This is a genomic window from Pseudomonas sp. 9.1(2019), from assembly GCF_009910445.1.
GTDB lineage: Bacteria > Pseudomonadota > Gammaproteobacteria > Pseudomonadales > Pseudomonadaceae > Aquipseudomonas > Aquipseudomonas paraversuta.
The window spans coordinates 164,581-178,506 of record NZ_VBWF01000011.1; the positions used below are offsets into that span (position 1 = coordinate 164,581).

The following is a 13,926-nucleotide window of genomic DNA, read 5'->3' on the forward strand; positions in this document are numbered from 1 at the left end:
CGCGATCAGTCATGCCCTGAGGCACGAAGAGTTTAGACGCAGAGGCAGGTCATTCATCGAGAAACAAATGGTCATGATCAGACCCTTCGTCGAATAGTCTCCCAGCGATATGGATAGGTATTCGCAGCAGAGAATGAAACACATCATCTTTGTAAACACTCGCCCTATCAGGCTTTGGGCGAAACCGGCCATGCAAAAGCAGCCGTTCTTATGGCCTTAACACCATTATCGTTACGTCCTTATGACAAAACGATCATTCACACGCCTTGGCGCATTGGTTAGAACTGAACCTAGGTTGTCGCCGCACAGGCGCCAACAAAATGCTCGCCACGCCGGCAGCGAGCACACCAACGGCAGAACACTCTGCCCCGACCCTTGGTAGGTCGACGCTATATAAAACAGTCAACAAGTGAGGGCAACACCCTATGAGAAGACTTAAGCGTGATCCGTTGGAAAAAGCTTTTATACGCGGATATCAATACGGCGTTCATGGAAAGTCCCGTGAGCTTTGCCCTTTTACTCTACCGTCGGTACGCCAAGCCTGGATTAACGGCTGGCGCGAAGGACGCGGCGACAACTGGGACGGTATGACTGGCACTGCGGGCATCCACAAACTCAACGAACTCCACGCCGTCGGCTAACACCGGGCATAATCCGACATCACCTCGAAGATGTAACGACTTAACCATGCCGTCCTATCCGGGCGGCGGGCTTCGGCCCAAGGGCTCCTTTTGGGAGCCCTTTTTTATGCCTGCCTGTCGACGCAATTACCCTTTTGCAAACTGTTATTTGCGAACCAGAGCAGAAATGGCGTCGACCGACTCACGAATCAAGGCTGGCCCCTTGTAGATAAAGCCCGAGTAGAGCTGGACCAGGCTAGCACCAGCAGCGATTTTCTCAGCTGCGTACTTGCCTTCAGTGATCCCGCCGGCGGCAATGATCGGCATGCGCCCTGCCAGCTCTGCCGCCAGTACCTTGACCGTATGGGTGCTCTTGTCGCGAACCGGCGCGCCAGACAGACCACCGGCCTCGTCACCATGCTCCATACCCTCAACCCCGACACGACTCAGGGTGGTGTTGGTCGCAATCACTGCATCCATCCCCGTCTCAAGCAGTGCCTGGGCCACCAGGACGGTTTCTTCGTCAGTCATGTCCGGGGCAATCTTGATCGCCAGCGGTACTCGTTTGCCGTGGCGTTGCGTCAGTTCGTTCTGACGCAGTTGTAGGGCTTCAAGCAATTGCTTGAGCGAATCACCGAATTGCAGGCTGCGCAATCCAGGTGTATTCGGCGAACTGACGTTGACCGTTACATAGCTGGCGTGGGTATACACCTTGTCCAGGCAGATCAGGTAGTCGTCGACTGCGCGCTCAACCGGTGTATCGAAGTTCTTGCCAATATTGATGCCCAGAATACCGCTGTACCTGGCAGCCTGAACCCGCGTCAGCAGGTGATCAACCCCAAGGTTGTTAAACCCCATACGATTGATGATTGCCTGTGCTTCAGGCAATCGAAAGATTCTCGGTTTCGGGTTGCCTGGCTGAGGGCGCGGCGTAACCGTACCAATCTCGACGAAGCCAAAACCCAGCTGTGCAAAGCCATCAATGGCCGCACCATTTTTATCGAGACCTGCCGCCAACCCCACCGGGTTCGGAAAATCGAGTCCCATGACGGTCACTGGCAGTTTTGCCGGTGTCTTGCACAACAAACTGTTGAGCCCCAGACGGCCACCCGCACCGATCAAATCCAGGGACAGATCGTGAGAGGTTTCTGGGGATAGTTTGAAGAGCAACTGGCGGGCCAGGTTATACATGGGCTCAATGGTCTCGAAGATGACTTGAATAGGGGCGCGATTATAGCCGCGCATCCCCTGCGCAAGCGAGGGGCAGACGCATCACAATGCCCCTGCCGGGCTAAATCGCAGGCAAAGAAAAACCCGGCCTAAGCCGGGTTTTTCTGAACAGCCTAGCTAAAAATTACTTAGCTTCTGCTTGAACGGTAGCTTCTACGCGACGGTTCAGAGCACGGCCTTCTTCAGTTGCGTTGCTTGCAACTGGGTTAGCTTCACCGTGACCAACAGCGTCTACACGGTTAGCTGCAACACCTTGGTTAACCAGAGCTGCACGAACAGCGTCAGCACGACGTTGCGACAGTTTTTGGTTGTAGGCGTCTGGACCGATGCTGTCAGTGTAACCAGCAACAGTAGTGTTGGTCGCAGGGTACTGCTTCATGAAATCAGCAACGTTGTTGATGTCAGGCATGTACTGCGATTTAACAACCGACTTGTCGAAGTCGAATTTCACGTCAAGTTCAACGCGAACCACTTCAGCGATCGGAGCTTCTGGCTCTGGCTCAGCAACTGGTGCTGGCGCTGGAACTGGAGCAGGAGCAACTTTACCGCCGTTGCCGCCGAAGTTCACACCCAGGCCAACGGTAGGAGCGTAGTCCCACTTGCCGTTGTCCAGTTTGTAGTCAGCTTCAACGCCTGCACGGGCGAACAGGTTGTCAGTGATGTACCACTTAACACCAGCGCCTGCAGTCAGGAAAGTCGACTTGTCGCGACCGCTGTGGCCATTGGCCTCAACGCCGGTCATGCTCTTGTGAGCAACACCGCCGGAAACGTATGGACGCAGAGCGTCACCTACGGTGCCGAAGTGGTACTGAGCGTTCAGACCAAAGTTGTCGCCTTTGATTTTCTGATGGTCACCCTTGGTGGAACGGGTGTGGTTAGTCGTGTCGTAGGTCAGGTTCAACGAAACGTCGTCGGTCAGGAAGTAACCGATCGATGCGCCTGGGTTGTAACCGTCTTCTACGGACTTGACGCTGTCGTTGTACTGTTTTTTGTAGAACAGTTCACCCTCGACCGCGCCTTGGCCTTGTGCCAGGGCACCGAACGAAGTTGCGGCTACAAAGGAACCAATGGCAATGCCCAAGGTGTTTTTCAGTTTCATCCGTTAAATCCCCATCTGGTGATTGTAAAGCAGTCCCACATATCCGGGGGACAACTCGGCGACAAGTCTATCAGACCTTGCCTACACGTAGAGCAATTTGCGCTGAACTAAGTTTCAGCAATACCTGCAAATTTCTCACGTAATTTATCAAGAGCACGCTTGTAACGCATCTTTGTCGCACTCAAACCCATATGCATTATGTCTGCGATTTCCTGAAATTCCAGTTCTGCGACAAAACGCAGCACTAAAATTTCACGATCTATCGGGTTCACATGCACCAGCCAGCGATCAAGTCCGCCCTTTTCCTCAGGTTTCGGCGCCTTTTCTTCGGACGCTTCCTCGAGGGGGTCAATACTTAATGCGTCCATCAAGCGACGCTTTCGCCGTTCCTTTCGATACTGCGTAATACATTCGTTGTAAGTAATACTATATAGCCATGTTTTGAATTTCGATTTGCCCTCGAAATTCTTCAGACCATACAGCACCTTTAGCATCACTTCCTGACAGACATCATCAGCGTCCCTATCGTTCCCTAAATATCTTGAACAAACGTTGAACAAGGTGCGCTGATAGCGTCGCATCAGTTCTTCATAGGCGCGCGTGACGTGAAACAACTCATCATGCGCGCGCGCCACCAACTCCTCATCAGAGAGCTCGCGGGGGTCGTAGCGCATGGATAGCGATTGGGCTTTATTCAAAACGAGTCGTGCCGACAGTCAGGTCAATGTCCGCCGCAGCCTTGAAAACAGGCTTTTTTGCGGTGGCATACATTAGCAGGGTTTGCCGCATCAGCGGCTGGTCACGTGCTGCTCCAGCAAGATCCGATTAGAGATGGAGACTAGCTCACCCTCATCAGTCAGCAACGTGGTTTTAACCGTGCCTATTTCTTCAATCTGACCTGCAACCTCACCCACTCGAACGTCCTGCCCAACCTGATACAGCTCACGCACATAGATCCCGGCGAGGATCTGCCCTGCAATCTCCCGACTTCCCAGCCCCATGGCCAGGGCCACAGCCAGGCCAACGGTAATCAGTACAATCACAATTACATGGTTAAGCAGGTCAGTCTTGACCTCCAGCTGGCTGATTGCCACGGAAATACTGATGATGATCACCAGACCCTGTGCCACACGCCCCAGACCGCCTGCGTAATCAAACCCGACACTCTCGGCAGCGCCACGTACAAGACCGTTGAGCAACTGTGCAACCAGCACACCTACCAACAACACTAGCAGCGCACCAAAGACCTTGGGCAAATACAGCGTAAAGATGTCAAGCGTAGCAGAGACACGTTCCAGCCCCAGCGACTGCGCGGCGGAGACCAGAAAGATCAGCAGAATAAACCAATAGACGATTTTGCCAATCAGGGTCGAAATCGGGACCTGAATGCCTGCGCGCCCCAGAATCTTGGTGAGACCGGTGCCACCCATCAAACGGTCAAGACCCAACTTGGCGAGCAGCTTCGACAGCAGGGTATCCAGCAGCTTGGCTACAACGAAGCCCAGCAGCACCACCACCAACGCCCCGAAAAGGTTAGGGATGAAGTTGGCAATTTTAGTCCACAAGGCAGTCATTGCCGTGACCAGGCTCTGGGTCCAGAGATCAAGTTCCATGTTCAATCAGCCTTATCAGCAGGGCGAGCAACAGGTTTGCGTCGCGAAACGGGCGCAATATGAGCCGAACCGCTGTTCAAAGCAATCATCAGTGCTTGCACCCAGCGCCCCAGCAAGCTGAAAAGATCGCCCGCGCCTACCTGGCGGTTAGCGGTTTTCAGTACTCGGCCCAGGCAGGCGTCATCGTCCCGCGTGGACGGCGGCGCCTTGAGCATTTCACGTAATGACTGTTCAAACGGATCGTGCATAAGCACCTCTCGGTATGTCTGTAAAAGACGCGAACAACTTTATCGGCGTCACATGCGCCCCGTTCAAAGCCACTGCAAACGACGATAAAACCACCACTGACCGACACCAATGATCAGCATCAAAATGCAAATCACGGCAAAACCATAGGGGTCGTTGGAGAGCGGTACACCGCCCACGTTGATCCCGAGCAAACCGGTAAGAAAGGTGATGGGCAGGAATATCCCGGTAAGCACGCCGAAGCGATACATGATGCGACTCATGCGCACATTCAAACGACGATCTTCAGCCTCAAGGACCAGCCCCACGCGCTCGCGGGTCAACTCGAGTTCTTCCAGATAGCGGGTCAGGCTGTTGTTCAGCTCGTTCCAGTAATCAGCATCATCAGAGCTGAACCACGGTAATTTTGTCCGTGTGAGCTGTCCGAAAATATCCCTTTGCGGTGCCAGAAAACGACGCAAAGCGGCAGCCCTCCGACGAATCTGCAGAATAGATCCATGCTCCGGCGTATACCGTTCGTCGGCATCTATTTTATCTTCTTCGTCATCGACGATTTCTGACAGCTCGCTTATCAAATCCTGCACCTTCAATGTCAGGTGCTGAGCCAGATAAAGGATCAGTTCAGCCGGATTTTTGGGGCCTTCACCCACGGCAAACTCACCGAGCAGCTCGTCAGTGGCCCGCAACGGACGCATCCGCAAAGAAATAACCCGCTGGGCACTGCCAAAGATCCGCAGCGAGACCATGTCTTCGGGCTCTGCCCCGGGGTTCAGATTGACCCCGCGCAAAAACAGCAGCAGCTCACTGTCGGGCAGTGACAGCAAACGAGGACGGGTGTTTTCTTCAAGCAGCAAATCACAGCTGAAGTCACTTAAACCACTGGAGTCCCGCAACCAGCTCTGGGTTTGCGGGTGACTGCGATCCCAATGCAACCAAATGCTTTCATGCGCCTGCAACTGCAGACCGTTCAGCTCGGTACGAGCGATCGAGCGCGCACCGCCTTCACCGTCCAGCACCAGCGCATGCACCAGCCCCCATTGAGCGTTTTCGTCCTCGAACATCCATGATCCTTAGTGTTAAAGCGTTTAGTCCGGCATTTTCAGAGCAACTGGAGAAATGATAACGCCATTGTTATCGGCGTAAATGAATTCTCCGGGACGAAATGTGACACCTGCAAACGTCACTGGCACATTCACATCACCAAGACCACGCCTGACGGACTTGAGCGGGTGGCTGGCCAAGGCCTGCACCCCCAGGTCAGTTTGAGCGAGAACATCGACATCACGGATACAACCGTAAATCACCAGCCCTTCCCAACCGTTCTTCGATGCTTTTTCGGCAATCATGTCGCCCAGCAGGGCATGACGCAGAGAGCCCCCGCCATCAACAACCAGGACTTTGCCCTTGCCATTGAGCTCGGCTTGCTCCTTGACCCGGGAATTGTCCTCGAAGCACTTGATGGTCACGATCTCACCACCAAAGGAGTCCCGTCCGCCAAAATTGCTGAACATCGGCTCAAGCACCTGGACAGACTCAGGGTAGGCATCACACAGATCGGGAGTGATGTAGTGATTCATGGAATAACTCCTGTTTCGGATGGCGCAGCAGGGAGAAATACGACAACACTACTTTATAGACGCTCTGGTACAGGCTGACTGTATATGTTTACGCATCCATCAGCGAGATCAGAGCACAAGCCAGGACGCCAAATGTGACCATAATCACAAGCGGCGTCACCGACCTGCCAGCACCTGCAGCACTCAGCGCCCCGGATTAAAAACCGCTGACCCGGGCATGCCCTTCTTCGGCCGCCGGCACGGAGTGCTGCATCAACCAGTTACGCACCAACGGCCAGACTTCCTGCCGAGCCGCCTGGCTAACCAGCATTTCTACGTGACTGAAGTCAGAAGTGAAACCCTGCTGGCGCCCCAACGTGACAAAAGTACGCTGCTGCGAGCCCAACTGATCGTAGAGTTTTCGGCACGCCCACTCCGGCGTTTGCTGATCGCCCGCGGCAGCAACGGCCAGTACCGGCACCTGAACCTCGGCCAGCCCTGCCCACCAATCTCTTTGTGTATCTTTGAAGCCACCCATGAAACCATTCCAGCGCAAGGTTTCCAGGGCCATGCTGATGGGCTCGTCTTCCGGACCACGCTTAAGCCGCGAACCCGAGAGCTGCGCAAAGCGCTTCAACAGCAGATAAGCGCACCACTGCACCGGCGGAATTTTCAGTGACCAGTAACGGCGGTTGATCTGGCACCCAAAAAATGCCGCCGAGGCCACGTCCTCATCCCCCAGATACTGTCCACCAAGGGCCGCTGCCAGGCTGATGCCGCCTTGAGAATGACCGATCCAGTGCGGTATATCACCGCTTTGCTCGCGCACGAATGCGCCGATGGCCGGCAAATCATAACGGGCGTAATCCGCCACCCGATTCTTGCCCCAATGGATATTGCGTGACGAAAGACCATGACCGCGCATTTCGGGCAACCACACATCAAAGCCGGCCCGGGCCAGAAATGCCCCCAACCCCACACCTTTGGGCGAGTACCAGAACCGACGATTGGAAAAGCTGCCGTGCAACAGGATAACCGGCACACCGCGCACTTCGCTGGCGTCAGCCATGCCCAGGCGCGTCACCACCAGCTCCACGGAAATGTCCGGGCTATTGGCGGGTTTCAAGCGATAAACGTCTTCGCTTAGATCACCCCGACGCTCAGCGCTAATCAGGGCAACGGGAAAAAGATGACTGCTGCTTTGCATAATGCTCTTGCACAAAAAAGGGCGACTCCATAGAGGAACTCGCCCTACCACTGCTTATAAAGAGCAGAGCAGCCCATTGGCTGCCCCGCCCTTCTCTCAACGACTCAAGCCTGGGCTTGACCTTCCGCCAGGAAGAACCAGGTTTCCAGCACGGTGTCAGGGTTCAGGGACACACTTTCAATGCCCTGCTCCATCAACCACAGCGCCAGATCCGGATGATCGGACGGGCCCTGACCGCAAATACCGATGTACTTGCCAGCCTTGTTGCAGGCCTGGATAGCATTGGACAGCAGCTTTTTAACTGCCGGGTTACGCTCGTCAAACAAGTGTGCGATGACACCGGAGTCGCGGTCCAGCCCCAGGGTCAACTGGGTCAGGTCGTTGGAACCGATGGAGAAACCGTCGAAGAACTCAAGGAACTCTTCAGCCAGAATCGCGTTGGACGGCAACTCGCACATCATGATGATGCGCAGGCCGTTTTCGCCACGCTTGAGGCCGTTTTCAGCCAGCAGGTCGATGACCTGGCTCGCCTCACCCAGGGTGCGCACGAACGGCACCATGATTTCGACGTTGGTGAAGCCCATCTCGTTGCGCACACGCTTGAGGGCGCGGCACTCGAGCTCGAAACAATCGCGGAAGTTTTCGCTGATGTAACGCGAAGCACCGCGGAAGCCCAGCATCGGGTTCTCTTCTTCCGGCTCGTACAGCTTGCCGCCGATCAGGTTCGCGTATTCGTTGGACTTGAAGTCCGACAGACGCACTATCACTTTCTTCGGAGTGAAGGCACCGGCCAGGGTGCTGATACCTTCAACCAGTTTCTCGACATAGAAACCGACCGGGTCGTCATAGCCAGCGATACGCTTGTCGACGCTGTCCTTGATTTCCTGAGGCAGACCGTCGTAGTTCAGCAGTGCCTTGGGGTGCACACCGATCATACGGTTGATGATGAATTCCAGACGGGCCAGACCCACACCTGCGTTCGGCAACTGTGCGAAGTCAAACGCGCGATCCGGGTTACCGACGTTCATCATGATTTTGAACGGCAGTTCCGGCATGGCATCAACCGAGTTTTTCTTGATGTCGAAGCCCAGCTCGCCTTCGAAGATGAAACCGGTGTCACCTTCGGCACAGGAAACAGTCACGCCCTGGCCGTCTTTCAACAACTGGGTTGCGTTGCCGCAACCGACCACGGCCGGAATCCCCAGCTCGCGCGCGATGATCGCCGCGTGACAGGTACGCCCGCCACGGTTGGTGACGATGGCGCTGGCGCGCTTCATGACCGGTTCCCAGTCCGGGTCAGTCATGTCAGAGACCAGAACGTCGCCCGGCTGGACTTTGTCCATCTCGGACACGTCCTTGATGATGCGCACCTTGCCTGCGCCGATACGCTGACCGATTGCCCGACCTTCCACCAGCACCGTGCCGGTTTCTTTCAACAGATAGCGTTCCATGACATTGCCGGCACTGCGGCTTTTCACGGTTTCAGGACGCGCCTGAACGATGTACAGCTTGCCGTCGTCACCGTCTTTGGCCCATTCGATGTCCATCGGGCACTTGTAGTGCTTCTCGATGATCATCGCCTGCTTGGCCAGCTCGCTGACTTCAGCGTCGGTCAGGCAGAAGCGGGCACGGTCGGCCTTGTCAACGTCGATCACCTTGACCGACTTGCCGGCGCTGGCCTCTTCGCCGTAAATCATCTTGATTGCCTTGCTGCCCAGGTTGCGGCGCAAAATCGCCGGGCGACCGGCTTCCAGAGTCTGCTTGTGGACGTAGAACTCGTCCGGGTTGACCGCGCCCTGCACAACGGTTTCGCCCAGGCCGTAGGCGCCGGTGATAAACACTACATCACGGAAACCCGACTCGGTGTCCAGGGTGAACATCACACCCGCGGTGCCGGTTTCGGAGCGCACCATGCGCTGCACACCTGCCGACAGGGCGACCAGTTTGTGGTCAAAACCCTGGTGCACGCGGTAAGAAATCGCACGATCGTTGAACAAGGAGGCAAATACCTCTTTGGCCGCACGGATCACGTTCTCGACACCACGGATGTTCAGAAAAGTTTCTTGCTGACCGGCAAAGGAGGCATCCGGCAGATCTTCGGCGGTGGCCGAGGAGCGCACGGCAACAGCCATGTCCGGGTTGCCCTGGGACAAGGTTGCGAAAGCGGTACGGATTTCTGCGTTGAGCTTTTCCGGGAACTCGGCTTCCATGATCCATTGACGGATCTGGGCACCGGTGCGGGCCAGGGCGTTCACGTCATCGACATCCAGCGCGTCCAGCGCCGCATGAATCTGATCGTTCAAGCCGCTCAGCTCAAGAAAATCACGATATGCCTGGGAGGTGGTGGCAAAACCACCGGGAACCGAAACACCAGCGCCTGCAAGATTACTGATCATCTCGCCGAGGGATGCGTTCTTGCCCCCCACATGCTCTACATCATGGACGCCGAGCTTATCGAGGGAAACTACGTACTCTACCAAGGTGATCTCTCCACTAACTGTGTTGGAAAAGCTCAGGGCGCTGAATGCTCATCTGGGGGGCATCGCAGCGATTGTGGCCTGGACCTGGAAAATAAGTGACACTGCCGGCCATGTAGCGCGACAAATCGCACCTATCATATCCAACAATCGTCACCAGCTTAAGGCCCAAGGCGCAAATGAAACGATCTGCTTTCTTTATCTCCGATGGCACCGGCATTACTGCCGAAACCCTGGGCCAAAGTTTGTTGGCACAATTTGAAAATGTGACCTTCAGCAAGTTCACACGCCCCTATATAGACAGCGTGGACAAAGCGCGGGCAATGGTACAACAAATCGACAACGCCGCCGAAAAAGACGGACTTCGGCCGATTATCTTCGACACTATCGTCAATCAGGATATTCGCGAGATCCTCGCCACCTCCAATGGCTTCATGATCGATATTTTCTCCAGCTTCCTTGCACCACTGGAGCAAGAGCTGGATGAGCATTCCTCGTACTCGGTGGGCAAATCCCACTCCATCGGCCACAACTCCAATTACATGGAGCGAATCGAAGCCGTGAACTTTGCCCTCGACAACGACGATGGCGCCCGCACCCACAAGTACGACAAAGCCGACCTGATCCTGGTGGGCGTGTCACGCTGCGGCAAAACCCCGACCTGCCTTTATATGGCAATGCAATTCGGCATTCGGGCGGCCAACTACCCGCTGACCGATGACGACATGGAAAGCCTCAAGTTGCCGGCGGCCTTGAGCGCGCACAAACACAAACTCTTCGGCCTGACCATTGACCCTGACCGCCTGACCGCCATTCGCAACGAGCGCAAACCCAACAGTCGCTATTCAAGCTACGCCCAATGCGAGTTTGAAGTGCGCGAGGTCGAGCTACTGTTCCAGCGCGAAAACATTCCTCACATCAATTCCACGCATTTTTCGGTGGAAGAAATCTCGGCCAAAATCCTGGTCGAAAAAGGCGTGGAGCGACGTTTCAAATAAACCCGGCCCTTACTCTGCGGGAGCTGGCAATCCAGCTCCCGCAATCATTGCTCTGGGGTTACAACGGGTTTACATCACCAACAAATCCACAAATGTATGAACCGGTGTCGCCTCCAGCGCCGCCTGGTCCTTGCACAACGCAAAAATCTGCTTGCAACGCTGGCCCACAAAGCGCGTCGCCAAATTGGCCTTGAACTTGTCTTCCAGCAAAGGAATACCTTCGGCACGCCGCCGACGATGGCCAACCGGATACTCCACCACCACTTGCCCGGTGCTGCTGCCATCGCTGAAAAACACCTGAATCCCGTTGGCAATCGAGCGCTTGTCGGCCTCCAGGTATTCGCGGGTAAAACGCGGCTCCTCAACAATCACCATCTTCTCGCGCAACTGATCGATGATCGGATGCGCCGCGTGAAAATCATCCTCGTACTGCTCCGCCACCAAATTGCCAAAGGCCAGCGGCACAGCCGTCATGTATTGAATGCAGTGATCCCGATCCGCTGCGTTGGCCAATTTGCCCTGCTTGGAAATGATCCGAATCGCTGATTCGTGGGTTGTAATCACAATTTTTTCGATCTCATGCAGACGATCCTTGACCTGCGGATGCAAGGTTACCGCCGCTTCACAGGCGGTTTGTGCATGAAATTCGGCCGGAAAACTGATCTTGAACAGCACGTTTTCCATCACATAAGTGCCATAGGGCCGGGACAGGCTGAACTGACGCTGGTCTTCAGGCTTGAGCGCCAGATCCTTGTTGGTATGGCTGAACAGCACATCGTAAAAACCCCACTGCGGCGCCGTCAGCACCCCGGGAACCCCCATCTCGCCGCGCATCGCGATATCCGCCAGACGCACGCCACGACTCGACGCATCCCCGGCCGCCCAGGATTTTCGCGACCCGGCATTGGGTGCATGGCGGTAGGTGCGCAGCGCCTGGCCATCGACAAAGGCATGGGACAATGCCGACAGCAACTGCTCGCGGTCAGCCCCCATCAGCTTGGCGCAGACCGCCGTCGAAGCGACTTTCACCAACAGCACGTGATCGAGTCCTACACGGTTGAAGGAGTTTTCCAGGGCAATCACCCCCTGAATCTCATGGGCCATAATCATGGCCTCAAGCACCGCCCTCACCCTCAGCGGCGCTTCGCCATTGGCCACCCGCTTTTGCGACAGGTGATCGGCCACCGCCAGAATGCCCCCCAGATTATCCGAAGGATGACCCCACTCCGCCGCCAGCCAGGTGTCGTTGTAATCCAGCCAGCGCACGATGCAGCCGATGTCCCACGCCGCCTTGACCGGGTCCAGCCGCAACGAAGTGCCCGGCACGCGGGCACCAAAGGGCACCAGCGTGCCCTCGACTATCGGCCCCAGGTGCTTGGTGCACTCCGGAAAACGCAACGCCAGCAAGCCACAGCCCAAGGTGTCCAGCAGACAGTGGCGGGCAGTGTTCAGGGCTTCGGGCGAAGTGATGGTGTAAGTCAGGACGTAATCGGCAATGTCCTGCAAGACGCGGTCATAGTCGGGACGATTGTTGAGGTCGACGTTGGCACTCATTGATAATTGCTCCAGTGCGGATAATTAAAAGGTGTGTTCCATCCTCAGGCTCGGCGTGATCATGCGGGTCTGGAGCGCCCGCTCAAGTAGGTTTCTACAGTCAGACAGCCTCCCACTGTAGAGGGCTTAAGTCGTACTTGCGTTCAGCTGCGGGTTAAAAAGGCGTCTGCCAGCAGCCGGTTACGCGCCAGCCCCGCCAGAAACAAACGCTTGGCGAAGGCCTCGACACTGTCGGGGTGACCGCAGACCAAAGCATGGGTCTGGCGCGAATCCACCCTCAGCCCGGCCAGAAAGTCCGCTAGCCGGGCACGTTCGACCCACTCGACCTGCAGATTTGGCTCAGCGGCCGCCAGCGCCTGCAGTTCAGCCTTAAGGTAGTGTTCAGCGGCATCCCGGGCCACATGGATCAGACGGATCGGCCCTTGATGGTCCTGACGCAGCGCCTCGCGCAGTACGCCATACAACGGCCCCAGCCCGGTGCCGGACGCCAGCAGCCAGAGCGGCTGCTCCTGCCAGTCGGGGTCGTAACGCAGGGCGCCGCCACGCAGCTCCCCCAACCGCAGCGGATCGCCAACCCGCAACTGACGCGCGGCGCTGACAAACTCACCGGCATGGGCGCAATCGAGGTGGAACTCCAGAAACCGCTCTTCATCCGGCAGGCTGGCTAGCGAATACGGACGCGCGACACCGCTGGCTGTCCACAACACCATATGCTGACCGGCGCGATAACGCAGCGAACGCCCGGGCAACAACCGCAAGCGCAACACCGTCGGGCTCAACCAGTCGACACTCAGCACCTCGGCGGGCAAGCCATCGCGGATCGGATCGAAGGCTTCAAGCTGCAAGTCCTCCACCACCTGACACTGACAGGCCAGGCGCCAGCCTTGTTCGCGCTGGGCGCGGCTCAGTGCCTCGGGCTTGAGATCGGCCGGCTCGCCACGCACACAAAGCACCAGACAGGCATGGCAACTGCCGGCACGGCAGCTGTAAGGCACCGCCACACCGGCCTGATTGAGGCTATCGAGCAAATTGGCATCCTGGGGAACCGACCAGCGCCGGTCAGCGACGTGTAACTCGGGCACTTCATATGTCCTGTAAGAGGTTCAGTGCTGCATGATAATCCGATAAGCCTGTAGCCGCTGCCTGCCACAGGCCGCGCAGCGGCCCCGAATATGAAAAGCCAAGGTCCGGCGCAGCCTTCGCCAGCGGCTACAAATACCCCCGACCTTCGTTTATACCCCCCGCAGGTGTATCAAGTCGTACGCCGGGTTATACTGCCGCGCCTTTTTTGTACCGGCCCTCCGTGCCCGGTATGCCCAGCAAAGA

The 13,926-nt window shown here is 56.4% G+C and carries 13 protein-coding genes; 2 read left to right on the forward strand and 11 right to left on the reverse strand.

The annotated features are described in order from the left end of the window. Nucleotides 1-425 precede the first annotated feature (425 nt). Nucleotides 426-641, forward strand: coding sequence for a ribosome modulation factor (gene rmf / locus FEZ21_RS19675; RefSeq protein ID WP_003441178.1), 216 nt, complete (start codon nucleotides 426-428; stop codon nucleotides 639-641). A 144-nt stretch (nucleotides 642-785) separates the two neighbouring features. Here the strand turns inward: rmf and FEZ21_RS19680 are convergent, their stop codons facing one another. The 9 genes from FEZ21_RS19680 to ppsA form a co-directional block, all read right to left on the reverse strand. Beyond that, entirely contained in the window at nucleotides 786-1,811 is a 1,026-nt protein-coding gene (locus FEZ21_RS19680; protein WP_003441176.1) for a quinone-dependent dihydroorotate dehydrogenase, read from the reverse strand. Nucleotides 1,812-1,974: 163 nt separating this feature from the next. After that, complete coding sequence (locus FEZ21_RS19685; RefSeq protein ID WP_003441173.1) at nucleotides 1,975-2,949, reverse strand: OmpA family protein; 975 nt, start codon at nucleotides 2,947-2,949, stop codon at nucleotides 1,975-1,977. Nucleotides 2,950-3,056: 107 nt separating this feature from the next. Beyond that, complete coding sequence (gene sigX, locus FEZ21_RS19690; protein ID WP_029612359.1) at nucleotides 3,057-3,647, reverse strand: RNA polymerase sigma factor SigX; 591 nt, start codon at nucleotides 3,645-3,647, stop codon at nucleotides 3,057-3,059. 90 nt (nucleotides 3,648-3,737) lie between these two features. Then, nucleotides 3,738-4,562, reverse strand: a complete 825-nt coding sequence (locus FEZ21_RS19695; protein WP_003441169.1) for a mechanosensitive ion channel domain-containing protein — start codon at nucleotides 4,560-4,562, stop codon at nucleotides 3,738-3,740. 2 nt (nucleotides 4,563-4,564) lie between these two features. Beyond that, on the reverse strand, nucleotides 4,565-4,810 hold the full coding sequence (locus FEZ21_RS19700) for a hypothetical protein (protein ID WP_003441167.1): 246 nt from the start codon (nucleotides 4,808-4,810) through the stop codon (nucleotides 4,565-4,567). A 63-nt stretch (nucleotides 4,811-4,873) separates the two neighbouring features. Then, nucleotides 4,874-5,869: a CorA family divalent cation transporter gene (locus FEZ21_RS19705; protein WP_003441165.1), complete on the reverse strand. Its 996-nt coding sequence runs from the start codon at nucleotides 5,867-5,869 to the stop codon at nucleotides 4,874-4,876. 24 nt (nucleotides 5,870-5,893) lie between these two features. Beyond that, nucleotides 5,894-6,385 carry a ribonuclease E activity regulator RraA gene (gene rraA / locus FEZ21_RS19710; protein WP_003441164.1) on the reverse strand — a complete coding sequence of 164 codons (492 nt, stop codon included), beginning with the start codon at nucleotides 6,383-6,385 and terminating at the stop codon, nucleotides 5,894-5,896. A 196-nt stretch (nucleotides 6,386-6,581) separates the two neighbouring features. Continuing rightward, nucleotides 6,582-7,571, reverse strand: coding sequence for an alpha/beta fold hydrolase (locus FEZ21_RS19715; protein WP_160628259.1), 990 nt, complete (start codon nucleotides 7,569-7,571; stop codon nucleotides 6,582-6,584). Nucleotides 7,572-7,675: 104 nt separating this feature from the next. Continuing rightward, nucleotides 7,676-10,051, reverse strand: a complete 2,376-nt coding sequence (gene ppsA / locus FEZ21_RS19720) for a phosphoenolpyruvate synthase (RefSeq protein WP_010655860.1) — start codon at nucleotides 10,049-10,051, stop codon at nucleotides 7,676-7,678. A 176-nt stretch (nucleotides 10,052-10,227) separates the two neighbouring features. Between ppsA and FEZ21_RS19725 the strand changes: the two genes are divergently transcribed. Then, the gene (locus FEZ21_RS19725; RefSeq protein ID WP_003441157.1) at nucleotides 10,228-11,046 is read left to right on the forward strand and encodes a pyruvate, water dikinase regulatory protein; all 819 of its coding nucleotides are present in this window, start codon (nucleotides 10,228-10,230) and stop codon (nucleotides 11,044-11,046) included. A gap of 69 nt (nucleotides 11,047-11,115) precedes the next feature. Here the strand turns inward: FEZ21_RS19725 and prpD are convergent, their stop codons facing one another. Next, complete coding sequence (prpD, locus tag FEZ21_RS19730) at nucleotides 11,116-12,600, reverse strand: 2-methylcitrate dehydratase (protein ID WP_010655861.1); 1,485 nt, start codon at nucleotides 12,598-12,600, stop codon at nucleotides 11,116-11,118. A gap of 143 nt (nucleotides 12,601-12,743) precedes the next feature. After that, on the reverse strand, nucleotides 12,744-13,682 hold the full coding sequence (locus FEZ21_RS19735; protein ID WP_160628261.1) for an iron-sulfur-binding ferredoxin reductase: 939 nt from the start codon (nucleotides 13,680-13,682) through the stop codon (nucleotides 12,744-12,746). Nucleotides 13,683-13,926 lie beyond the last annotated feature (244 nt).

What these genes read in the sequence shown, in the direction of transcription:
- rmf (WP_003441178.1), top strand. Translation starts at nt 426, where the DNA reads ATGAGAAGACTTAAGCGTGATCCGTTGGAAAAAGCTTTTATACGCGGA.
- prpD (WP_010655861.1), bottom strand. Translation starts at nt 12,600, where the DNA reads ATGAGTGCCAACGTCGACCTCAACAATCGTCCCGACTATGACCGCGTC.
- FEZ21_RS19680 (WP_003441176.1), bottom strand. Translation starts at nt 1,811, where the DNA reads ATGTATAACCTGGCCCGCCAGTTGCTCTTCAAACTATCCCCAGAAACC.
- rraA (WP_003441164.1), bottom strand. Translation starts at nt 6,385, where the DNA reads ATGAATCACTACATCACTCCCGATCTGTGTGATGCCTACCCTGAGTCT.
- FEZ21_RS19715 (WP_160628259.1), bottom strand. Translation starts at nt 7,571, where the DNA reads ATGCAAAGCAGCAGTCATCTTTTTCCCGTTGCCCTGATTAGCGCTGAG.
- FEZ21_RS19695 (WP_003441169.1), bottom strand. Translation starts at nt 4,562, where the DNA reads ATGGAACTTGATCTCTGGACCCAGAGCCTGGTCACGGCAATGACTGCC.
- FEZ21_RS19725 (WP_003441157.1), top strand. Translation starts at nt 10,228, where the DNA reads ATGAAACGATCTGCTTTCTTTATCTCCGATGGCACCGGCATTACTGCC.
- FEZ21_RS19700 (WP_003441167.1), bottom strand. Translation starts at nt 4,810, where the DNA reads ATGCACGATCCGTTTGAACAGTCATTACGTGAAATGCTCAAGGCGCCG.
- FEZ21_RS19685 (WP_003441173.1), bottom strand. Translation starts at nt 2,949, where the DNA reads ATGAAACTGAAAAACACCTTGGGCATTGCCATTGGTTCCTTTGTAGCC.
- FEZ21_RS19705 (WP_003441165.1), bottom strand. Translation starts at nt 5,869, where the DNA reads ATGTTCGAGGACGAAAACGCTCAATGGGGGCTGGTGCATGCGCTGGTG.